Origin of the sequence: Mycolicibacter acidiphilus (genome assembly GCF_018455725.1) — a bacterium.
Taxonomy (GTDB): domain Bacteria; phylum Actinomycetota; class Actinomycetes; order Mycobacteriales; family Mycobacteriaceae; genus Mycobacterium; species Mycobacterium acidiphilum.
In genome coordinates this window covers 25,014-47,714 of the sequence record NZ_JAHCLR010000014.1, presented here as the reverse complement: position 1 = coordinate 47,714, position 22,701 = coordinate 25,014, and the positions used below count along the sequence as shown (strand labels likewise).

19 protein-coding genes and 2 tRNA genes are annotated in these 22,701 nt (G+C 69.2%); 12 read left to right on the top strand and 9 right to left on the bottom strand.

All coding sequences use genetic code 11. The features are described 5' to 3' along the window. Positions 1–14: 14 nt before the first annotated feature. Positions 15–158: a 50S ribosomal protein L34 gene (gene rpmH, locus KIH27_RS09225; protein WP_073695092.1), complete on the bottom strand. Its 144-nt coding sequence runs from the start codon at positions 156–158 to the stop codon at positions 15–17. Between the two features lie 573 nt (positions 159–731). On the opposite strand from rpmH, the gene dnaA reads away from it, so the two are divergent. The 10 genes from dnaA to KIH27_RS09175 all read left to right on the top strand — a co-directional run bounded on the left by dnaA (position 732) and on the right by KIH27_RS09175 (position 12,285). Continuing rightward, positions 732–2,207, top strand: coding sequence for a chromosomal replication initiator protein DnaA (gene dnaA / locus KIH27_RS09220; protein WP_214092639.1), 1,476 nt, complete (start codon positions 732–734; stop codon positions 2,205–2,207). 523 nt (positions 2,208–2,730) lie between these two features. Then, on the top strand, positions 2,731–3,927 hold the full coding sequence (dnaN, locus tag KIH27_RS09215) for a DNA polymerase III subunit beta (protein WP_214092638.1): 1,197 nt from the start codon (positions 2,731–2,733) through the stop codon (positions 3,925–3,927). Positions 3,928–3,955: 28 nt separating this feature from the next. Next, positions 3,956–5,101, top strand: coding sequence for a DNA replication/repair protein RecF (gene recF / locus KIH27_RS09210; protein ID WP_214092702.1), 1,146 nt, complete (start codon positions 3,956–3,958; stop codon positions 5,099–5,101). Further along, positions 5,098–5,685, top strand: a complete 588-nt coding sequence (locus KIH27_RS09205) for a DUF721 family protein (RefSeq protein ID WP_214092637.1) — start codon at positions 5,098–5,100, stop codon at positions 5,683–5,685. Before recF ends, KIH27_RS09205 begins: the two co-directional genes overlap by 4 nt. A gap of 222 nt (positions 5,686–5,907) precedes the next feature. Next, positions 5,908–7,923, top strand: coding sequence for a DNA topoisomerase (ATP-hydrolyzing) subunit B (gene gyrB / locus KIH27_RS09200; protein WP_214092636.1), 2,016 nt, complete (start codon positions 5,908–5,910; stop codon positions 7,921–7,923). 49 nt (positions 7,924–7,972) lie between these two features. Next, positions 7,973–10,498, top strand: coding sequence for a DNA gyrase subunit A (gyrA, locus tag KIH27_RS09195; RefSeq protein WP_214092635.1), 2,526 nt, complete (start codon positions 7,973–7,975; stop codon positions 10,496–10,498). A 41-nt stretch (positions 10,499–10,539) separates the two neighbouring features. Next, on the top strand, positions 10,540–11,367 hold the full coding sequence (locus KIH27_RS09190; RefSeq protein ID WP_214092634.1) for a DUF3566 domain-containing protein: 828 nt from the start codon (positions 10,540–10,542) through the stop codon (positions 11,365–11,367). An 86-nt stretch (positions 11,368–11,453) separates the two neighbouring features. Continuing rightward, positions 11,454–11,530, top strand: a tRNA-Ile gene (locus KIH27_RS09185). Between the two features lie 10 nt (positions 11,531–11,540). After that, a tRNA-Ala gene (locus KIH27_RS09180) sits at positions 11,541–11,613 on the top strand. A gap of 123 nt (positions 11,614–11,736) precedes the next feature. After that, positions 11,737–12,285, top strand: a complete 549-nt coding sequence (locus KIH27_RS09175; protein WP_214092633.1) for a peptidylprolyl isomerase — start codon at positions 11,737–11,739, stop codon at positions 12,283–12,285. Between the two features lie 30 nt (positions 12,286–12,315). On the opposite strand, the gene KIH27_RS09170 is transcribed toward KIH27_RS09175, so the two are convergent. Together KIH27_RS09170 and crgA are read right to left on the bottom strand one after the other, a co-directional pair. Next, positions 12,316–12,747 (bottom strand): PH domain-containing protein, encoded by a 432-nt coding sequence (locus KIH27_RS09170; RefSeq protein ID WP_214092632.1) that lies wholly within the window; start codon positions 12,745–12,747, stop codon positions 12,316–12,318. 140 nt (positions 12,748–12,887) lie between these two features. Continuing rightward, entirely contained in the window at positions 12,888–13,172 is a 285-nt protein-coding gene (gene crgA / locus KIH27_RS09165) for a cell division protein CrgA (RefSeq protein ID WP_214092631.1), read from the bottom strand. 93 nt (positions 13,173–13,265) lie between these two features. Here crgA and KIH27_RS09160 point away from each other — a divergent pair, with 93 nt between their 5' ends. Together KIH27_RS09160 and KIH27_RS09155 are read left to right on the top strand one after the other, a co-directional pair. Beyond that, positions 13,266–14,027: a DUF881 domain-containing protein gene (locus tag KIH27_RS09160; protein WP_214092630.1), complete on the top strand. Its 762-nt coding sequence runs from the start codon at positions 13,266–13,268 to the stop codon at positions 14,025–14,027. 24 nt (positions 14,028–14,051) lie between these two features. Next, complete coding sequence (locus tag KIH27_RS09155) at positions 14,052–14,747, top strand: aminodeoxychorismate/anthranilate synthase component II (protein ID WP_214092629.1); 696 nt, start codon at positions 14,052–14,054, stop codon at positions 14,745–14,747. A gap of 22 nt (positions 14,748–14,769) precedes the next feature. On the opposite strand, the gene pknB is transcribed toward KIH27_RS09155, so the two are convergent. The 6 genes from pknB to KIH27_RS09125 are packed head-to-tail and all read right to left on the bottom strand — an operon-like array spanning position 14,770 to position 22,612. Further along, positions 14,770–16,647 (bottom strand): Stk1 family PASTA domain-containing Ser/Thr kinase, encoded by a 1,878-nt coding sequence (pknB, locus tag KIH27_RS09150; RefSeq protein ID WP_214092628.1) that lies wholly within the window; start codon positions 16,645–16,647, stop codon positions 14,770–14,772. Then, positions 16,644–17,855, bottom strand: coding sequence for a protein kinase domain-containing protein (locus KIH27_RS09145; protein WP_214092627.1), 1,212 nt, complete (start codon positions 17,853–17,855; stop codon positions 16,644–16,646). Before KIH27_RS09145 ends, pknB begins: the two co-directional genes overlap by 4 nt. Continuing rightward, positions 17,852–19,330, bottom strand: a complete 1,479-nt coding sequence (gene pbpA / locus KIH27_RS09140; RefSeq protein WP_214092626.1) for a D,D-transpeptidase PbpA — start codon at positions 19,328–19,330, stop codon at positions 17,852–17,854. Before pbpA ends, KIH27_RS09145 begins: the two co-directional genes overlap by 4 nt. After that, positions 19,327–20,736 (bottom strand): FtsW/RodA/SpoVE family cell cycle protein, encoded by a 1,410-nt coding sequence (locus KIH27_RS09135; protein ID WP_214092625.1) that lies wholly within the window; start codon positions 20,734–20,736, stop codon positions 19,327–19,329. Before KIH27_RS09135 ends, pbpA begins: the two co-directional genes overlap by 4 nt. After that, positions 20,733–22,148 (bottom strand): PP2C family protein-serine/threonine phosphatase, encoded by a 1,416-nt coding sequence (locus KIH27_RS09130; RefSeq protein WP_214092624.1) that lies wholly within the window; start codon positions 22,146–22,148, stop codon positions 20,733–20,735. Before KIH27_RS09130 ends, KIH27_RS09135 begins: the two co-directional genes overlap by 4 nt. Further along, positions 22,145–22,612, bottom strand: coding sequence for an FHA domain-containing protein FhaB/FipA (locus KIH27_RS09125; RefSeq protein ID WP_214092623.1), 468 nt, complete (start codon positions 22,610–22,612; stop codon positions 22,145–22,147). Before KIH27_RS09125 ends, KIH27_RS09130 begins: the two co-directional genes overlap by 4 nt. Positions 22,613–22,701: the final 89 nt, after the last annotated feature.

The following is a 22,701-nucleotide window of genomic DNA, read 5'->3' as shown; positions in this document are numbered from 1 at the left end:
CGTGCTGCCCGTACTCAGGCAGTCAGCGAGCGCCGGCCCTTGCCCCGCCGGGCGGAGACGATGGCGCGGCCGGCACGCGTGCGCATGCGCAACCGGAATCCATGAACCCGGGCCCGGCGCCGGTTGTTGGGCTGGAAGGTCCGCTTGCCCTTGGCCACGGCACAATCTCCTTGCTGCTTCTGGCGCCGCATCCACCCCGCACACCGGAGATCCGCTGTGTCGTGGCGGGCGACGCGCTCGATAAGTCTCGCTGCGTCTCACTCGTAACCGGCGCGACCTCCGGCCCGGGGGCCGGTCGCAGCCGTATCGCCAACGTTCGGGCGACTGTTCGAGGGTACTGATGCCGCTTCGCCGGGTCAAACCTCGCCCGGATGCGGTCACAAACTCATCTCATATTCATCAATGACACCACCGGCAACTCTATTTACGGCCTGCCGGGGTCCCGACGAAAATCGTCCAGCAAAACGGTGGTCGACCCATGGAAAACCTGTTAACTTCTTGCTTCAACGCCCTCCACACCCGGACGGCAACCCACCACGGACAAAGATCACGCGTCCCCTGCCGGCGCAGGCGACGCCCACCGACTGTCAAGGGCGCCAGTCATCGCAAACCCGGCAACGCAGTTCGATACCCGAATTCCGCACCTCATCCACAGTTGTGGATAACCGTGTGGATAGCATGGTGCGGCAGTATGCAGACAGCCCACGACGCCGAACCAGGGAGATCTGGCATTGACGGATGAGCCCGGGGCCTTTCTCGCCCTCTGGGATGACGTCGTCGCCGAACTCAACGGCGACGACGGCGTCGATCGACCGGATAAACCGCTGACCCCGCAGCAGAAGGCCTGGCTCAATCTGGTTCACCCGCTGGCGATCGTCGAGGGTTTCGCACTGCTGGCCGTACCCAGCAGTTTCGTCCAGAACGAGATCGAACGTCACCTGCGGCCGCAGATCACCGAAGCCCTGACCCGTCGCCTCGGTCAGCCGATCGAGCTCGGCGTGCGCATCGCTCCCCCGAGCGAGACCCCGGCCGGCACCGACACCGTCGACCAGCCCGAGACCCCTGCGAAACCGGCCGCCGACGAGGCCGACGAGGACGCCGTCGTCACCGACGTCGAATACGACTGGCCGACCTATTTCACCGAGCGGCCCAGCGACGACTCCGTCACCGCCGACGGCGCGACCCTGAATCGGCGCTACACCTTCGACTCGTTCGTCATCGGCACCTCCAACCGGTTCGCCCACGCCGCCGCCCTGGCCATCGCCGAAACCCCGGCCCGGGCCTACAACCCGCTCTTCATCTGGGGTGAATCCGGTCTAGGCAAAACCCACCTGCTGCACGCCGCCGGCAACTACACCCAGCGGCTCTACCCCGGGATGCGCGTCAAGTACGTCTCCACCGAGGAATTCACCAACGACTTCATCAACTCGCTGCGCGACGACCGCAAGGTGGCGTTCAAGCGCAGCTACCGCGAGATCGACGTGCTGCTCGTCGACGACATCCAATTCATTGAAGGCAAGGAAGGCATCCAGGAGGAGTTCTTCCACACCTTCAACACCCTGCACAACGCGAACAAGCAGATCGTCATCACCTCCGACCGGCCACCCAAACAGCTCGCCACCCTGGAGGACCGGCTGCGCACCCGCTTCGAGTGGGGCTTGATCACCGACGTCCAACCACCCGACCTGGAGACCCGGATCGCGATCCTGCGCAAGAAGGCGCAGTTGGAACGCCTCGATGTCCCCAGTGACGTCTTGGAACTGATCGCCACCAGCATCGAGCGCAACATCCGCGAACTCGAAGGTGCGCTGATCCGGGTGACCGCGTTCGCATCGCTGAACAAGACGCCGATCGACCGGTCACTGGCCGAGATCGTCCTTCGGGACCTGATCGCCGACGCCAGCTCCATGCAGATCAGTGCGGCCATCATCATGGCGGTCATCGCCGAGTACTTCGACATCACCGTCGAGGAGCTCCGCGGACCGGGCAAGACCCGGCCGCTGGCCCAGTCCCGCCAGATCGCGATGTACCTCTGCCGCGAGCTCACCGACCTGTCACTGCCCAAGATCGGTCAGGCGTTCGGCCGCGACCACACCACGGTCATGTACGCCGAACGCAAGATCCGCGGCGAGATGGCCGAGCGCCGTGAGGTCTTCGATCAGGTCAAAGAGCTCACCACCCGCATCCGCCAGCGCGCCAAGCGCTGAGTTCAACCGTTCCGCCGCGGGATTCTGGAAAAAAACTTCCATCACACTCGCACCACCCGTTACCCCTCGGGCCTGTGGACAGCCCTGCGGAGAACCTGTCGAACAAACCACAGCCGGACAGCCCCGCATCCACAACGCCGGTTCTATGCACAGCCGCCGCCGGCGCATCCGGCCGTCACTCACGACTCATCCCCAGCCGCCGCACCGCTGTCAACTGCGACGACGCCCGGCTGTGCCCAGACTCCACAGGCCTTACTACTAATACTGATGTATCTCCATCGATTTCTCTTAAAAGCAGGCGGGTGGGGATTCCGTGCCTCGGGGCCTGTGCACACCTTCGCCCGGACCCCTTCGGGCACCCGTCCGCCGCAGGCCGTCGGTGTTGTTGTTTAACTTTCACGACAGCCCGTCAGGCTCTACGGTTGGTTCCCTACCGCCCTTGCGCTTGTCGTGGGCGCTACCCGCATGCGGGGGTGCTCGCCGCTGGGGGTGGAACTCGATATCGAGGTGACGAGAGGACGCTATGGACGCGGCGACGATGAACGCTGGTCTGACAGATTTGAAGTTCCGCCTGGACCGGGACGGCTTCGCCGACGCGGTTGCCTGGGTGGCCAAGGCGTTACCCGCCCGTCCGACGATCCCCCAGCTGGCCGGCGTGCTGCTGACCGGCACCGACTCCGGGCTGACGGTTTCCGGATTCGACTACGACGTCTCCTCCGAAGTCCAGCTCGCTGCTGAAATCGCTTCTCCGGGAAGTGTTCTGGTGTCCGGTCGGCTGCTGTCCGACATCACCCGGGCCCTGCCGGCCAAGCCCGTCGACGTCCACGTCGAATCCGGTCGGGTGTCCCTGACCTGCGGTAACGCCCGGTTCTCGCTGCCGACCATGACCGTCGAGGATTACCCCACGCTGCCGACGCTCCCCGACGAGACCGGGGTGCTGGCCGGTGACCTGTTCGCCGAGGCGATCTCCCAGGTCGCGGTGGCCGCCAGCCGGGATGACACCCTGCCGATGCTGACCGGTATTCGCGTCGAAATCTCCGGCGACGCAGTGGTTTTGGCGTCAACGGACCGATTCCGTCTGGCCGTCCGGGAGCTGACCTGGTCGGCGGCGCCCGGCACGGAGGCCGCGGTGCTGGTGCCGGCGAAGACGCTGGCCGAGGCGGCGAAGGCGAGTGCGGACGGCACCGAGGTGCATCTGGCGCTGGGTGCCGGATCCGAGGTGGGCACCGACGGGCTGCTCGGCATCACCAGCGGCGGCAAACGCAGCACGACACGACTGCTCGACGCCGAGTTCCCGAAGTTTCGCCAGCTGCTGCCCAGCGAGCACACCGCGATCGCCACGATGGGGGTCAGTGAGCTGATCGAGGCGATCAAACGCGTCGCCCTGGTGGCCGACCGCGGCACCCAGGTTCGGATGGAGCTCTCCGAGGGCAGTCTGCGGCTGTCGGCGAGCGCCGACAACTTCGGCGCTGCCGAGGAAGACCTGCAGGTGGAATTCGCCGGCACCCCGCTGACCATTGCGTTCAACCCGACGTACCTCACCGACGGGCTGGCCGCACTGCACAGCGACCGGGTGTCGATCGGGTTCACCGACCCGAAGAAGCCCGCCGTGCTGCGCCCGGCCCGGGACGACGACCCGCAGCCGACCGGCGACGGCCCGTTCCCGGCCGGCCCGTCGGAGTACGTCTACCTGTTGATGCCGGTCCGGCTGCCCGGCTGATCGCTGCCAGGAGGGGGTGGATTCCTCAGTGTACGTGCGGCACTTGGGATTACGCGACTTCCGATCGTGGGCCCAGGTCGACCTGGACCTCGAGCAGGGGCCGACGGTACTCGTCGGCCCGAACGGGTACGGCAAGACCAATATCATTGAGGCCCTGTGGTATTCGTCCACGCTGGGGTCGCATCGGGTGGCCACCGACGCACCGCTGATCCGTTCCGGCGCGGACCGGGCCGTGGTGTCCACGATCGTCGTCAACGACGGCCGGGAACTCGCCGTCGACCTGGAGATCGTCGCCGGCCGGGCCAACAAGGTGCGGCTGAACCGGGCGCCGGTCCGCAACTCGCGGGAAGTCGTCGGGGTGCTGCGGGCGGTGTTGTTCGCCCCTGAGGATCTGGCGCTGGTCCGCGGGGATCCCGGGGAACGCCGCCGCTACCTCGACGAACTCGCCAGCGTGCGCCGTCCCCGCATCGCCGGTGTCCGAGCCGATTACGAGAAGGTGCTGCGGCAGCGCACGGCCCTGCTCAAGGGTGCAGCCGGCGCCGTGCACCGCGGCGACCGTTCGGTGCTCGACACGCTCGACGTGTGGGACGGGCAGCTCGCGCAGCACGGTTCGGAGCTGATGGCCGCCCGGATCGACCTGGTCAACCAGTTGATGCCGGAGGTGGCGAAGGCCTACGAGCTGCTGGCCCCGGGGACCCGGCCGGCGCACATCGCCTACCGGCCGAAACTGGAGATCGGCGCGGCCGCCGACGCCGCGGAGCTACGCGAGCTGCTGCTGGCGGAGTTGGGCAGGCGCCGACCCGCGGAACTCGACCGCGGGGTCTGCCTGGTCGGACCGCACCGCGACGAACTGGAGTTGCAGCTCGGCGGCCGGCCGGTGAAGGGCTTCGCCAGTCACGGCGAATCCTGGTCGATGGCGCTGGCACTGCGGCTCGCGGCCTACCAATTGTTGCGCAGCGAAGGCGCCGAACCCGTATTGCTGCTCGACGACGTCTTCGCCGAACTGGACAGCAAGCGCCGCACCGCGCTGGCCGACGTCGCCGGCGCCGCCGAGCAGGTGCTGGTCACGGCGGCGGTACCGGAGGACGTGCCCGGCGAGTGGCAGGCCCGCCAGATCCGCATCGAGGTCACCGAGACCGACGACGGCCGGCTGTCGGAACTGGCCCCCTCATGACCGCCGACGACGGCGACGCCGCCGGCAGCCCCGATGGGGAGACCGGCCCGCCGGATCACCTGGCCGGGCTGACCGGGATGGATCTGGTGCGCCGCACCCTGGCCGAAGCCCGAGACGCCGCCCGCAGTCAGGGTAAGGATGTCGGTCGCGGTCGCCGGTCCCCGGTCCGCCGCCGGGAGCCCGGCGCCGGCGGCGGGCGGCGGTCCTGGTCGGGACCGGGCCCGGATCGCCGTGACCCGCAACCGCTCGCCGCCGCGACCCGCGATCTGGCGCAGTCGCGGGGCTGGTCGGCGCAGGTGGCCGAGGGAACCGTGCTCGGCCGGTGGCGCACCGTCGTCGGGGAGGACATCGCCGCGCATGCCGTCCCGACCAAGCTGTCCGACGGTGTGCTCAGCGTGACGGCGGAATCCACCGCCTGGGCCACCCAACTGCGGATGGTGCAGGCCCAGTTGCTGGCCAAGATCGCGGCGGCGGTCGGTGACGGCGTCGTCACCACGTTGCGGATCACCGGGCCGACGGCGCCGTCCTGGCGGAAGGGACCGCTGCACATCTCCGGCCGCGGCCCCCGGGACACCTACGGCTGACCGGACGATTCGGTCGGCTGATTGCCGCCACAAACGGATTCCGACCCCTGACCGGCGACTGGACTCGGCCCGGATCGAATTATTGACCACACGGCGCGGATAGCTGGCCGGAAACACCGCGGGAAATCCGGTGCGGACCGTCATTACAGGTAGACTGTGCTGGATCACCTGCTGCGGTGCCCGCAGCCGCGTGCACGCCAACCCCAAGGAGACCCGTCCAACGTGGCTGCCCAACAACAGTACGGTGCGGATTCGATCAAGGTGCTCGAAGGCCTGGAGGCCGTCCGTAAACGCCCCGGCATGTACATCGGCTCCACCGGTGAGCGCGGTCTGCACCACCTGATCTGGGAAGTCGTCGACAACGCCGTCGATGAGGCGATGGCCGGCTTCGCCAGCAAGGTCTCGGTGCGGATCCTCGAGGACGGCGGCGTCGAGGTCACCGACGACGGCCGTGGCATTCCGGTCGCGATGCACGCCACCGGTGTGCCGACCGTCGACGTGGTGATGACCGTGCTGCACGCCGGCGGCAAGTTCGAGGAGGGGGCCTACTCGGTCTCCGGCGGACTGCACGGCGTCGGCGTCTCCGTCGTCAACGCGCTGTCCACCCGCCTGGAGGCCGACATCCGCCGGGACGGCAGCGAATGGCATCAGACCTACGACAAGTCGGTGCCGGGAACCCTGACCAAGGGCGGCGAGACGACGGAGTCCGGCACCACGATCCGGTTCTGGGCCGACCCGGACATCTTCGAGACCACCAACTACGACTTCGAGACGGTGGCCCGACGCCTGCAGGAGATGGCGTTCCTGAACAAGGGCCTGACCATCGAGCTCACCGATGAGCGGGTCCGCACCGAAGAGGTCGTCGACGAGGTGGTCAGCGACACCGCCGAGGCGCCCAAATCCGCCGAGGCGAGCGCCGCCGAGGCGGTCGCCCCGCACAAGGTCAAGCACCGCATCTTCCACTACCCGGGCGGTCTGCGGGACTTCGTGCAGCACATCAACCGCAGCAAGACCCCGATCCACCCCACGATCGTCGACTTCGACGGCAAGGGCACCGGCCACGAGGTCGAGATCGCGATGCAGTGGAACGGCGGCTACTCCGAGTCGGTGCACACCTTCGCCAACACCATCAACACCGCCGAGGGCGGCACCCATGAGGAAGGCTTCCGGTCGGCGCTGACCAGCGTGGTCAACAAGTACGCCAAAGACAAGAAGCTGCTCAAGGACAAGGACCCCAACCTCACCGGTGACGACATCCGGGAGGGCCTGGCCGCGGTCATCTCGGTGAAGGTTTCGCAGCCGCAGTTCGAGGGCCAGACGAAGACGAAACTCGGCAACACCGAGGTGAAGTCGTTCGTCCAGAAGGTCTGCAACGAGGAGTTGTCGCACTGGTTCGAGGCGAACCCCGCCGAGGCGAAAACGATCATCAACAAGGCCGTGTCGTCGGCGCAGGCTCGCCTGGCCGCGCGCAAGGCGCGAGAGTTGGTGCGGCGCAAGAGCGCAACCGATCTCGGCGGCCTGCCCGGCAAGCTCGCCGACTGCCGCTCCAACGACCCGAGCAAGTGCGAACTGTATGTGGTGGAGGGGGATTCGGCCGGCGGCTCGGCCAAGAGCGGTCGCGACTCGATGTTCCAGGCGATCCTGCCCCTGCGCGGCAAGATCATCAACGTCGAGAAGGCCCGCATCGACCGGGTGCTGAAGAACAACGAGGTCCAGGCGATCATCACCGCGCTGGGCACCGGTATTCACGACGAGTTCGATCTGGCCAAACTGCGCTACCACAAGATCGTGCTGATGGCCGACGCCGACGTCGACGGGCAGCACATCTCCACGCTGCTGCTGACCCTGCTCTTCCGGTTCATGCGCCCCCTGGTCGAGCACGGCCACGTCTTCCTGGCGCAGCCGCCGCTCTACAAGCTGAAGTGGCAGCGCGGCACCCCTTCCGAATTCGCCTACTCCGACCGGGAACGGGACGGCCTGCTGGAGGCCGGCAAGGCGGCCGGCAAGAAGATCAACATGGACGACGGCATTCAGCGCTACAAGGGTCTCGGCGAGATGGACGCCAAGGAACTCTGGGAGACCACGATGGACCCGACCGTCCGGGTGCTGCGCCAGATCACCCTGGACGACGCCGCCGCAGCCGACGAACTGTTTTCGATCCTGATGGGCGAGGACGTCGAGGCACGCCGCAGCTTCATCACTCGGAACGCGAAAGACGTTCGCTTCCTTGATGTTTAGCGACACCAAACCTGCCTTCACACCTCCGGCCGACCCGAACGAGGAATAGATGACTGACACCACCCTGCCCCCCGACGGCGATTCGGTGGACCGGATCGAGCCCGTCGACATCCAGCAGGAGATGCAGCGCAGCTACATCGACTACGCGATGAGCGTGATCGTCGGCCGCGCGCTGCCGGAGGTGCGCGACGGCCTCAAGCCGGTGCACCGCCGGGTGCTCTACGCCATGTACGACTCGGGGTTCCGGCCCGACCGGAGCCACGCGAAATCCGCACGCTCGGTTGCCGAGACGATGGGCAACTACCACCCGCACGGTGACGCGTCGATCTACGACACCCTGGTGCGGATGGCCCAGCCGTGGTCGCTGCGCTACCCACTGGTCGACGGCCAGGGCAACTTCGGCTCACCGGGCAACGACCCCGCTGCCGCGATGAGGTACACCGAGGCCCGGCTCACCCCGCTGGCCATGGAGATGCTACGCGAAATCGACGAGGAGACAGTCGATTTCATCCCGAACTACGACGGGCGCGTGCAGGAGCCGACGGTGCTGCCCAGCCGGTTCCCGAACCTGCTGGCCAACGGCTCCGGCGGTATCGCGGTCGGCATGGCGACCAACATCCCGCCGCACAACCTGCGCGAACTCGCCGAGGCGGTGTTCTGGTGCCTGGAGCACTTCGACGCCGATGAGGAGGCGACGCTGGCCGCGGTGATGGAGCGGGTCAAGGGACCCGACTTCCCCACCTCCGGCCTGATCGTCGGCTCGCAGGGCATCGGCGACGCCTACCGCACCGGCCGCGGCTCGATCCGGATGCGCGGCGTTGTCGAGATCGAGGAGGATTCGCGGGGCCGCACCCTGCTGGTCATCACCGAACTCCCCTACCAGGTCAACCACGACAACTTCATCACCTCGATCGCCGAGCAGGTCCGCGACGGCAAGCTGGCCGGCATCGCCAACATCGAGGACCAGTCCAGCGACCGGGTGGGCCTGCGGATCGTCGTCGAGGTCAAGCGCGACGCGGTGGCCAAGGTCGTGCTGAACAACCTGTACAAGCACACCCAGTTGCAGACCAGCTTCGGCGCGAACATGCTCTCGATCGTCGACGGGGTGCCGCGCACCCTGCGGCTGGACCAGATGATCCGCTACTACGTGGCGCATCAGCTCGACGTGATCGTCCGCCGAACCCGCTACCGGCTGCGCAAGGCCGAGGAGCGCGCGCACATCCTGCGCGGCCTGGTCAAGGCGCTCGACGCCCTCGACGAGGTCATCGCGCTGATCCGGGCGTCGCAGACCGTCGACATCGCCCGCGCGGGCCTGATCGAGTTGCTGGACATCGACGACATCCAGGCGCAGGCGATCCTCGACATGCAGCTGCGCCGGCTGGCCGCCCTGGAACGCCAGAAGATCATCGACGAGTTGGCGAAGATCGAAGCCGAGATCGCCGACCTGAAGGACATTCTGGAGAAGCCGGAGCGCCAGCGCCGGATCGTGCACGACGAACTCGCCGAGCTCGTCGAGAAGTTCGGCGACGACCGTCGCACCCGGATCATCGCTGCCGACGGCGAGGTCAGCGACGAGGACCTGATCGCCCGCGAGGACGTCGTCGTCACCATCACCGAGACCGGCTACGCCAAGCGCACCAAGACCGACCTGTACCGCAGCCAGAAGCGCGGTGGCAAGGGTGTGCAGGGTGCCGGGCTGAAGGCCGACGACATCGTCGCGCACTTCTTCGTCTGTTCCACCCACGACTGGATCCTGTTCTTCACCACCCACGGCCGGGTGTACCGGGCCAAGGCCTACGAGCTGCCCGAGGCGCTGCGGACCGCGCGCGGTCAGCACGTGGCCAACCTGCTGGCCTTCCAGCCCGGCGAGCGGATCGCTCAGGTCATCCAGCTCAAGACCTACGAGGACGCGCCGTACCTGGTGCTGGCCACCCGCAACGGGCTGGTGAAGAAGTCCAGGCTCACCGACTTCGACTCCAACCGGTCCGGCGGCATCGTGGCGGTGAACCTGCGCGACGGCGACGAACTGGTCGGCGCCGTGCTGTGCTCGGCCGACGATGACCTGCTCCTGGTGTCGGCCAACGGCCAGTCGATCCGCTTCTCGGCGACCGATGAGGCGCTGCGGCCGATGGGCCGGGCCACCTCCGGCGTGCAGGGCATGCGGTTCAACGCCGACGACCGGCTGCTGAGCCTGAACGTGGTCCAGCCGGACACCTATCTGCTGGTCGCCACCGCCGGCGGCTACGCCAAGCGGACGGCGATCGAGGAGTACACCGCGCAGGGCCGCGGCGGCAAGGGCATCCTGACGATCCAGTACGACGCCAAGCGCGGTTCGCTGGTCGGGGCGCTGATCGTCGACGAGGACAGCGAGCTCTACGCCATCACCTCCAACGGCGGCGTGATCCGCACCGCGGCCCGACAGGTCCGCAAAGCCGGCCGGCAGACCAAGGGCGTTCGGTTGATGAACTTGGGCGAGGGCGACACACTGTTAGCCATTGCGCGAAACGCCGACGAAGAGGCGGCCGAAGAAGACACGGCCGGCGAAGAGGCAAGCAATGACGAGGCGGGTAGCTGACCCGACCACCCGGTGAAACGGGGCGAGCTAAGGAGCCGTGGGTGACTGGACCGAAGGACCCGGGACCGCCGGGGCAGGGCGCGGGTAAGACCGCACCGCGAAACGGCCCGGCCGACCCGTCCGGGCGCCCGGCGGGCCGGCCCGGCCGCATCACCGAGACCGGTGAGCCACCGCCGTGGCAGCGCGGCCAGGGGCGGGCCCCGGCGGCACCGCCCGCCGGTCGCTCCCCCGGTGTCGACGAGCGGGTGCGGCGCTTCGTGTCGGGTACCTCCGCCCCCGGCTCGCCGCAGCCGGCACCGGCGCCCGAGCCGGTCAACGAACCGGTGCAGCAGCCCGCCAAGCCGGTGCCACCTGCTAAGCCGGCCGCCCCGGCCCCGCCGGAGCCGGTGCGCGCCGAGGTGCCGGCCGCGGCCGACGCCTACGGCAGCGAACTGCCGGACCTGTCCGGCCCGCCCGCGGCGCGGATGCCGACGCTGGGCCGGCGGCCACAGGCGGCGGCCGGGCCCCGCGGCCCGCTGCGGGCCAGCATGCAGATCCGCCGGATCGATCCGTGGAGCGCGCTGAAGGTCTCGCTGCTGCTGTCGGTGGCGCTGTTCTTCGTCTGGATGATCGCCGTCGCGATCCTCTACCTGCTGCTGGGTGCCATGGGCGTGTGGAGCAAGCTGAACAGCAACTTCGGTGAGCTGATGAACACCGGCGACAGTGCCTCGGAGATGATCTCCACCGGATCCATCTTCGGCGGCGCCACCCTGATCGGCCTGGTGAACATCGTCGTGCTGACCGCGATGGCGACGATCGGCGCGGTCATCTACAACCTCAGCACCGACGTGGTCGGAGGTGTCGAGGTGACCCTGGCCGACCGCGACTGAGCCCCGATTCCGGGTCCCCGACAAGGCGTTTTGGGTGCGGGGACCCGGGTGCGGTAATCTCGTCGCTCGGTCACCCCGTGACTTACGGGCCTATAGCTCAGGTGGTTAGAGCGCTTCGCTGATAACGAAGAGGTCGGAGGTTCGAGTCCTCCTAGGCCCACCATGACCCCCGCGGGGCCTTAGCTCAGTTGGTAGAGCGCTGCCTTTGCAAGGCAGATGTCAGGAGTTCGAATCTCCTAGGCTCCACAACCCCTTCCCGTCGGCGTGACTGTGCCCGGTTCACCGCCGAACCCGCAGGACACCCCGGACGACTCGGCACGCTCGTGGAAGCCGGGAACAGCACCCGTGACGCAGCCCACGGCGACGGCAATGGCAGACTGTGCACCCATGACCAACAGCCCCATTGCCACCGGAACCGCCACGCTGCACACCAACCGCGGCGACATCAAGATCGCGCTGTTCGGAAACCACGCGCCCAAGACCGTCGCGAACTTCGTCGGGCTGGCACAGGGCACCAAGGAGTACTCGACGACGAACGCCTCCGGCAGCACGTCCGGCCCGTTCTACGACGGTGCGGTCTTCCACCGGGTGATCGAGGGCTTCATGATCCAGGGCGGCGACCCGACCGGCACCGGCCGCGGCGGCCCGGGCTACAAGTTCGAGGACGAGTTCCACCCCGAGCTGGTCTTCGACAAGCCCTACCTGCTGGCGATGGCCAACGCCGGCCCCGGCACCAACGGCTCGCAGTTCTTCATCACGGTCGGGCAGACCCCGCACCTGAACCGCAAGCACACCATCTTCGGTGAGGTCGTCGACGCGGACTCGCAGCGCGTCGTGGACGCCATCGCCACCACCGCGACCGACCGCAGCGACCGGCCCACCGAGGCCGTCGTGATCGAGTCGATCACCATCTCCTGACGTTCCCGCACCGGCTACGCCGGACGCTGCTCAGCGTCCGGCGTAGCCGGCTGTGGTGAGCGCGTCGAGCACGTCGAGCGGGTCGGTGCCCAGGTCCCACCGGGACAGCAGCACCAGGTGGTCGTCGTGCGTCTCGATCTCCAGCAGCCGCTGCTTGCGCCCGAGGCGCTGAAATTCGGTGATCCGGATTCGGCGCAGATCGGCGGGCCGCAGCACCCGGGTGCGCCAGAATCCGCGCAGCACCAGGCCGTCGGCGGTGATCGCCAGCTTGGGCCGGGCCCGCCAGGACGATCCGGCAAACACCAGCAGACCCACCCCGGCTACGCCGCCCAGCAGCCGCCCGGGCAGGTCTGTGGCGAGCGTCACAGCAGTGATAGCTAACACCGCGCCGGCGAGCGCGCAACCGGCGATCCCGGACGTCCGCGGCGCCCACTGTGTTTGCTGCGTTGGGTTGTCAGTCATTTCGACCTGCCCGTTCGAAGTCATCCACAGCTGTTATCCACACTGGGGATGAATCACATCGTTGTTATTGAGCAATCGCTTGGTTACCAAGCGGGCATAGCGCACAGGCAGACGTAACCGATTTCTCAGCCGGTCGCGGCTCAGCGCCAGCGCATCGTGAGCAACAGACCCGAGATCATGAAGGCAAACGCGATCGCGTAGTTCCACGGGCCGAGCTCGGCCATCCACAGCAGCGCCGCCGGAGCGTCCAGGCCGGTCGCCGCCAATTGGTACACCATCAGCCAGACCAGCCCGAACAGCATCAAACCGAGGAACAGCGCGATGAACCACGCGCTGGACGGTCCACCGGTGATCTTGACCGGCGTACGGCTCACCGAAGAGGAGGTGGTGAAGCTGGTCTTCTTGCGAACCTTCGACTTGGGCATCGGGTACCTCGGGACAGTGCGGCCGTGAAGCTGCGAGGATGGGTCGGTACGAGATTAGCCCAGCCCCGCCCCCAGTCCTGAATCGGAGAGCCGATGGCACCGGATTCACCGCGGCCCGGCCCGCACCGCTCACCGTGGCGGTTCGGTGTGCCGCTGGTCTGCCTGCTGGCCGGACTGCTGCTCTCGGCCACCCACGGGGTGTCCGGTGGCGACGAGATCCGCCGCGGCGACGCCCCCCGCCTGGTCGACCAGGTGCGCCTGACGCAGGCCGCGGTGGAGGAGCTCACCGTCACCCGCGACGATCTGGCCGGCGGGATCGGGGCGGTGCACGGCCGCGGTGCCGGCGCCGCCCTGTCGGCGATGCGGCACCGGTCCGAGGAACTGGCGGAGGTGGCCGGCTTGGCGGCGCTGCGCGGCCCGGGCCTGGTGGTGACGCTCACCGACGCGCAACGCGACGCCAACGGCCGCTTCCCGCGGGACGCCTCCCCCGACGACCTGGTGGTGCACCAGCAGGACATCTCCGCGGTCATCAACGCGCTGTGGCGCGGCGGTGCGGAGGCCATCCAGGTGCAGGACCAGCGGATCATCGCCGACTCGGCGCCGCGCTGCGTCGGCAACACCCTGCTGCTCGGCGGCCGCACCTACAGCCCGCCCTACGTCGTAACCGCGATCGGCGACACCGCCGCCATGCAGGCCGCGCTGGCGGATGCGCCGCTGGTGTCGCTGTACAAGCAGTACGTGATCCGGTTCGGGCTCGGCTACACCGAGCAGCCCGGCGCGGACCTGGAGGTGGTCGGCGCCACCGGACCGACGCGGATGCGGTACGCGGTTCCGGCCGGGCCGGTCGACTACTGATCCCGCGACGGTAGCCTGACAGTCGTGCGGATTCTGGTCGTCGACAACTACGACAGCTTTGTGTTCAACCTGGTGCAGTACCTGGGCCAGTTGGGCGTGACGGCGACGGTGTGGCGCAACGACGACGCCCGGCTGGCCGATGCGGCCGCCCTGGACCGGGTGGCGGCCGAGTTCGACGGGGTGCTGCTCAGCCCCGGGCCGGGTACGCCCGAGCGCGCCGGAGCCTCGATCGGCCTGGTCCGCGCCTGCGCCGCGGCACGGGTGCCACTGTTGGGCGTCTGCCTGGGCCACCAGGCCATCGGCGTCGCGTTCGGCGCCACCGTCGACCGGGCGCCGGAACTGCTGCACGGCAAGACCAGCACGGTGTTCCACAGTGACACCGGCGTGCTCAAGGGTGTCCCCGACCCGTTCACCGCGACCCGCTACCACTCGCTGACGATCCTGCCCGAGACTCTGCCGGCCGAGCTGGAGGTCACCGCCCGCACCCGGGGCGGCGTGATCATGGCGGTGCGCCACACCGACCTGCCGATCCACGGCGTGCAGTTCCACCCGGAGTCCATCCTCACCGAGGGCGGCCACCGGATGCTGGCCAACTGGCTGGGCGACTGCGGCTACGCCGGCGGCGCCGCCGCGCTCGACGAGCGGGTGCGCGGCCTGGAGGCGGAACTGGCCGCGACGGTACGCACGGTCCGACCGCCCGCACCGGTCAGCGCGCCGTAGCCGCCGCCGAGCAGCTGCGGGGTCACTGCCCGAAGCGCAGGGTGATGTTGCCGTCGAGGTTGGCGCCCTGCCCGGCACCCGGACTCTGGAAGATCACCCGGTTGTGCCCCTGGCCACCGGCGTCGACATCGGCGCCCTTCACCAGCATCCCGGTCCACCCCAGTGCCCGCAGTTGCGGTTCGGCGTCGGTCCAGAACATCCCGGACAGGTCCGGCATGACGAACTGGTTGCCGCGGGACACCCGCAGCTCGATCACCGAGTCGATCGGCACGGTGTCGCCGCCGGGCGGGCCGGTGCCGATCACCTCGCCGGCCGGCCGGGGGCTGTCCACCGTCACCTCGGTGATCTTGGTGAAGCCGTAGACGGTCAGGTTCTTGCGGGCCAGGTCCACCGACTGGCCCGTGACGTCGGGCACCGGCTTGGCGGCGGGCCCGGTACCGATCACGATGACGATCTCATTGGTGATCGCGGTCGTCTGGTTGGCCGCCGGGTTCGTCCCGACCACCTTGTCCTTCAACTCCGGGGTGGACGGTGAATCCACCTGCTTGAACTTCCCGAACCCGGCGGCGGTCAGCTTCTTGACCGCGTCGGCGTAACTCAGCGACGCCACATCGGGCAGCTGTCGCTGCTCCGGGCCGTAGGAGACGTTGACGGTGATCCGGTCACCCTTGTTCGCCGGTGCGTTGGCCGGTGGATCGGTGCTGATCACGTGGTCCGGCGGGACGGTCGAATCGGCCTGCTGCTCGGTGCGGGTCTTGAAGCCGCGCTTCTGCAGCTCGGCGATCGCGTCCATCGACGACTGCCCGTGCACGTCGGGCACCTGAATCTTGTGCATCCGGCCGCCGAAGCTGTTGATCGACACCGTGACGAGCACGGTCAGCACCGCCAGCACCGCCGCGGCCACCAGCCACCGGCCGATCGACCCGGGCCGCTCACTGGTGAAGTCGAGGTGCGTGCGGGGCAGCGGGTCGGTGCGCGGGCTGCCGTCCTCACCGCGCCGGTGCGGGGCCAGCATCGACGCACGATCGGCCTCGGTCAGCACCCGCGGCGCCTCGGGCCGCTCGCCGCTGTGGACCCGGACCAGGTCGGCGCGCATCTCGGCGGCCGTCTGATAGCGGTTGTCCGGATTCTTCGCCAGCGCCTTGAGCACCACGGCGTCCAGATCGGCGGGCAGGCCCGGGTGGCGCTGCGACGGCGGCACCGGGTCCTCCCGGACATGCTGGTAGGCCACCGCGACCGGGGAGTCGCCGACGAACGGCGCTTCGCCGGTGAGGACTTCGTAGAGCACGCAGCCCAGCGAGTACACGTCGGAGCGGGCATCGACGGTCTCGCCGCGGGCCTGCTCGGGTGACAGGTACTGCGCGGTGCCGATCACCGCCGCCGTCTGGGTCATGCTGTTGCCGGCGTCGGAGATCGCGCGGGCGATCCCGAAGTCCATCACCTTCACCGCGTTGTGCTTGTCGATCATGATGTTCGCCGGCTTGACGTCGCGGTGGATGATGCCGTGCTGGTGGCTGAAGTTCAGCGCCTGGCAGGCGTCCGCGATCACCTCCATCGCCCGCATCGGCGGCATCGGGCCGTCGCTGTGCACGATGTCGCGCAGGGTGACGCCCTCGACCAGTTCCATCACGATGTAGGGCAGCGGGCCGGCCGGGGTGTCGGCCTCCCCGGTGTCGTACACCGCGACGATCGCCGGGTGGTTCAGCGCGGCGGCATTCTGCGCTTCCCGGCGGAACCGCAGGTAGAAGCTAGGGTCGCGGGCCAGGTCGGCGCGCAGCACCTTGACCGCGACATCCCGGTGCAGGCGGGTGTCGACGGCGCGGTGCACCTCCGACATTCCGCCGAACCCGAGGATCTCACCGAGTTCGTAGCGGTCGGAGAGTCGCTGCGGGGTGGTCATCGAAGCGTCCATCCGGAGGGGTGAGCGGGCGGTGCCGTGTCGGATGAGGTGGCCGACGGTGTGGTGGTCTCGGTGACGGTCGGGGTGGCCGGCGCCAGTGAGCCGCCCGGGCTCTTCGCGTTCACCACGATCAGCACGGCGATCACGATCGCCAGGGTGCCCAGCACGCCGGCCGCCCACAGCAGCGCGCGCTGACCGGCGGTGAACGTGCGTCGCGCCGGCGCCGGCGGCCGGTGGTTGCCGGTGCTCGCCCGCCGGGCGGCGGTGGCCCGGGCCGACACCGGCGGTGCGACCCGGGTGGCCGCCGTGCCGGACGGGATCGACGACGGCGCGGCGCGCCCCGGCGGCATCGACTGGCTGGGACGCGGCGGTCGGCGGCCGGACCGGACCGCGGCGACCGCGTCGGCGAACGGACCGCCGCTGCGGTATCGCATACCGGGGTTCTTGGCCAGCGTGATCTCGATCAGTTCCCGCACGTTGGGCGGCAGTTCCGCCGGCAGCGGTGGCGGCGGCTCCTTGATGTGCTTCATCGCGACGGTCAGGGCGCCGTCGCCGGTGAACGGCCGTCGCCCGGACAGCACCTCGTAGCCGACGACCCCCAGCGAGTACACGTCACTGGCAGCGGTGGCGTCCTGGCCCAGCGCCTGCTCCGGCGCGATGTACTGCGCGGTGCCCATCACCATTCCGGTCTGGGTGACCGGCGCGGCGTCGACCGCCTTGGCGATGCCGAAGTCCGTGATCTTCACCTGGCCGGTGGGCGTGATCATGATGTTGCCCGGCTTGACGTCGCGGTGCACCAGGCCGGCGCTGTGCGCGACCTGCAGCGCCCGGCCGGTCTGTTCGAGCATGTCCAGCGCATGCCGCAGCGACAGCCGCCCGGTGCGCTTGAGCACCGAGTTCAGCGGTTCGCCGTTGACCAGCTCCATGACCAGGAACGCGGTGCGGCCCTCGCCGTCGAGTTCGGTCTCGCCGTAGTCGTGGACGGCCGCGATGCCGGGATGGTTCAGCATCGCGGTGTTGCGGGCCTCCGCCCGGAACCGCTCGATGAACTCCGGGTCGGAGGAGAACTCCGGCTTGAGCACCTTCACCGCGACCCGCCGGCCGAGCCGGTTGTCGACCGCTTCCCACACCTGGCCCATGCCGCCGGTGGCGATCAGCCGCTGCAATCGGTAGCGCCCGGCGAGCGCCGCTCCCACCTGAGGACTCATGGCCGCCCCTGCAGGGCTGCCTGGATGACGGCGCGGCCGATCGGCGCGGCCAGTGAACCGCCGGTGGCGTCCAGCCGGTCCCCGCCGTCCTCGACCACCACGGCCACCGCCACCTTCGGGGCCTGGGCCGGGGCGAACGCGATGTACCACGCGTGCGGCGGGGTGCGTTGCGGGTTGGCGCCGTGCTCGGCGGTCCCGGTCTTGGAGGCGATCACCACGCCGGGTATGGCCCCCTCCTGGCGTGTGCCTTTCTCCGCATCGATCATCAGCTCCGTCAGCTTAGCCGCGACCTGCGGGGACACCGCACGCCGCAGCTCCCGCGGTCCGGTCGAGGAGATGGTCGTCAGGTCGGGACCGTCGAGTCCGTCGACCAGGTAGGGCGCCATCGTCACCCCGCCGTTCGCGACGGTCGCCGCGATCAGGGCGTTGCTCAGCGGCGTCACCGCCACATCCTTCTGGCCGATGCTCGTCATCCCCAGCGCAGCGGCATCGGTGATCGGGCCGACGGTCGATTCGGCCACCTGCAGCGGGACCGGGTCGACGGCGGTGTCCAGCCCGAAGGCCCGCGCGGTGCTGCGCAGCGCGTCGGCGCCGGTCCGGATGCCCAGCTGCACGAACGCGGTGTTGCAGGACCGGGCGAACGCCACCCGCAGCGGCACTGTCCGCTCGTGGGGGTCGCAGGCGGCGCCGCCGAAGTTCTCCAGCGCCACCGTGCTGTCCGGCAGCGGGATCCGCGGCGCGGCCGTCAACTGCTCGTTGACGTCGATACCGGCCTGCAGCGCCGCCGCGGTGGTGATCACCTTGAACGTCGAACCGGGCGGGTAGGTCTCGCTGACCGCGCGGTTCGTCAGCGGCGACGCCGGGTTGTCGCGCAGCCGCTGCCACGCCTCGCCCTGCTCCGCCGAGTCGTGGGAGGACAGCAGATTGGGGTCGTAGGAGGGCGCCGAGACCAGCGACAGGATCTTGCCGGAGGCGGGCTCCAGCGCCACCACCGCGCCGCGGCAGCCGCCGGCGCAACCCCGCTGCATCGCATCCCAGCCGGCCTGCTGCATCCGCGGGACGATCGTCGTCTCCACGCTGCCGCCGCGCGGGCTGCGGCCGGTGAAGAAATCGGCCAGCCGCACGCCGAACAGTCGTGGATCGGACCCGTTGAGCACGCTGTCCTCGGCGCGCTCCAGCCCGCTGCTGGAGTAGCGCAGCGAGTAGAAGCCGGTGACCGGGGCGTACACCGCCGGGTCGGGGTAGATCCGCTGGTATTTGATCCGGTCGTCGGTGCCCACCGAATACGCCAGCAGCTGCCCGGCGGCGGTGATCTGACCGCGCTGCCGGGAGTACTCGTCGAGCAGCACCCGCTGGTTGCGCGGGTCGGCGCGCAACCCGTCGGCGGTGAAGACCTGGGTGAGGGTGGCGTTGGCCAGCAGCAGCACGACCAGCGCCATCAGGGCCATCGTGACCCGACGCAACGAAGTGTTCATATCCGCTCGATCACCGCCGTCCCGGTGTCGCCGCGGCCGGCCGGCGAGATCTGCCGGGTGCTCAGCGGCCGGCGGGCCGCGTGCGAGACGCGCAGCACGATCGCCAGCAGCACATAGTTGGCCAGCAGCGATGACCCCCCGTAGGACAGCCACGGGGTGGTCAGCCCGGTCAGCGGGATCAGCTTGGTGACGCCGCCGACCACGATGAACAGCTGGATGCCCAGCGTGGCGGAGAGGCCCGCCGCGAGCAGTTTGCCGAAGCTGTCGCGCACCGCGATCGCGGTGCGCATGCCCCGCACGATCACGATCGTGTACAGGATCAGGACGCCGGCCAGCCCGACCAGGCCCAACTCCTCACCGAACGCGGCGATGATGAAGTCCGTCGACGCGGCCGGCACGTAGTCGGGCTGCCCGTTGCCCAGGCCGGTGCCGAAGATGCCCCCGGTCGCGAAGCTGAACAGCGACTGCACCATCTGGTAGCCGGTGCCGTCGGGGTCGGCGAACGGATCCAGCCAGGTCTGCACCCGCACCCGGACGTGGCCGAACAGGAAGTAGGCGACGATGCTGCCCACCGCGAACAGCAGCAGCCCCAGCACCGTCCAGCTGAGCCGGCGGGTGGCGAGGTACACCACCACCAGGAACGACGTGTACAGCAGCAGCGAGGTGCCGAGGTCCTTCTCCAGCACCATCACCCCGACCGCGATCACCCAGGCGGCCAGCAGCGGCGCCAGGTCGCGGGGGCGCGGCAGGTTCATGCCCAGCACGTGCTTGCCGGCGCTGGTGAACAGCCGCCGCTTGGCCACCAGCACCGAGGCGAAGAAGATCAGCAGCAGGATCTTGGAGAACTCCGCCGGCTGAATCGAGAAGCCGGGCAGGCGGATCCAGATCTTGGCGCCCTGCTGCTCGGACAGTGACGCCGGCAGCAGGGCGGGAATCACCAGCAGCACCAGGCCGGCCAGGCCGCAGACGTACCCGCTGCTGGACAGGTGGCGGTGGTCTTTGAGCAGCACCAGCACCGCGGTGAACGCGCCGACCCCGACCAGGGTCCACAGCAGCTGCGCACCGGCGCCGGTGTGCGACTCGGCCCCGTCGGCGGTGATTCCCAGATCGATCCGGTGGATCATCACCAGCCCGAGCCCGTTGAGCAGCGCCACCACCGGCAGCAGCAGCGGGTCGGCGTAGCGGGCCCAGTGCCGGATCGCCAGGTGGGCGGCGACCGCCAGCACCAGGAACGCCGCCGTGTACCCGGCGAGATCCCACCGGACGCCGTTCTCGTGGTTGGCTTCGACGATCAGTAGTGCCACCGTCGTGATCGTGGTGGCGAAGAACAGCAGCAGCAGTTCGGCGTTACGACGATCCGGGAGCACCGGCGTCAGCGTGACCGCGGGTTGCAGCTCTGTCGTCATGAGACCGCCCGGCAGTCGATTCCCGGCCCAGGGGCCGCCGGTGCGCTGGTCGGGTTGGACGGCTGGGGCGCCGCGGCGCCGGGTGCTCCCCCGGCCGGCTGGTCCGGGTTGGCTTTCGGGGTGTTCGACGAGCCGGTCTTCGGCGACGCGCACGGCGGCAGCAGCGAGTCGCGGGCCAGGTTGCGCAGCTGGGCGATCGCGTCGTCCAGGGTGCCGGCGGGCAGGCCGTTGGACACCTGCTGGCGGGCCGGTGGCCGCAGATCCTGCAGGGTCATCAGCCGGCAGTCCAGGTTGTCGCCGGACTGCTTGTAACTGATCTGCACCAGGTCGCCGCGACCGTCGAGGCAGCCCAGCAGGTAGGGCTGCTGCAGCGGCATGCCGAGGATCGAGCCCTGCACCCCGCGCATGATCGCCACCGTGCCGCCGTAGGCGGTGACGTAGTAGTTGGTGCGGATGATCACGTTGCCGACCACCAGCCCGGTGACCAGCACCGCCAGCACCAGTGCCGCCAGGATGAACTTGCGGCGCTTGGAGCGGGGCGGCCGGGCGTGCACCTCGATCTGCGGCAGTGGATGCTTGGCGACGACCTTGCGCGGCGAGATCGCCGAGGCGCGGCCGGCGGCGGTGTCCAGCGCGACCAGGTGCTCCTCGTCGTCGGAGACCGCGCCGGCCAGGATCGGCTGGGTCTGGCCGTAGTCGACGTCGACGACGTCGGCCACCACCACGGTGACGTTGTCGGGGCCGCCGCCGCGCAACGCCAGTTCGATCAGCCGCAGCGCGCAGTCGTTGACGTCGGGGATCTCCAGCGCCTCGTGGATGGTCTCGGTGCTGACCGGGTCCGACAGCCCGTCGGAGCAGAGCAGGTACCGGTCCCCGGCCTGCGCCTCGCGCATGGTCAGCGTCGGTTCCACCTCGTGGCCGGTGAGCGCCCGCATGATCAGCGACCGTTGCGGATGGCTGTGCGCCTCCTCCAGCGTGATCCGGCCCTCGTCGACCAGCGTCTGGACGAAGGTGTCGTCCTTGGTGATCTGGGTGAGTTCGCCGTCGCGCAGCAGGTAGCCGCGGGAGTCGCCGACGTGGGCCAGGCCCAGCCGCGGCGGGGCGAACAGGATCGTGGTCAGCGTCGTGCCCATGCCCTCGAGTTCGGGGTGCTCCTCGACGTATCCGGCGATCGCCGCGTTGCCCTCCCCCACCGCCGTCTCCAGCTTGGCCAGCAGGTCACCGCCGGGCTCGTCGTCGTCGAGGTGGGCCAGGGCGGCGATCACCAGCTGGGAGGCGACCTCACCGGCCGCGTGCCCGCCCATGCCGTCGGCCAGCGCCAGCAGCCGGGGCCCGGCGTACACCGAGTCCTCGTTGTTGGAGCGCACCAGGCCGCGGTCGCTGCGCGCGGCGTATCGCAGTACCAGGTTCACCGGCGGAGCTCGATTGCGGTCTTGCCGATCCGGATCGGCGTTCCGATGGGCACCCGTATCGCTGTGGTCACCTTCACCCTGTCAAGGTAGGTGCCGTTGGTCGAGCCCAAGTCCTCGACATACCATTCAGACCCCCGTGGAGACAGTCGGGCGTGCCGCGACGACGCGTAGTCGTCGGTGAGCACCAGGGCGGAGTCGTCGGCCCGGCCGATCAGCACCGGCTGATCGGTGAGCGCGATGCGGGACCCGGTCAGCGGCCCCTCGGTGACCACCAGGTGGCGCGCCGTGGCGTTCTGCCCGCGGGACGGCAGCAGCACACCCCGGATCGACAATCCGCGGCGCACCATCACCGCGCCGGTGGGCGCGTAGATGTCGGTCCGCAGCACGCGCAGCACGGACCAGATGAACAGCCACAGCAGCGTCAGAAATCCGGCACGCGTCAGTTGCAGTACCAGTCCCTGCATCCGGCGTCCCCTCCGTTCTCGTGCGTTCCGGGTCGTGCACGTCACGGGAGCGCACATCGGCAAGGTCACGATACTTTGATGCCGGTCGA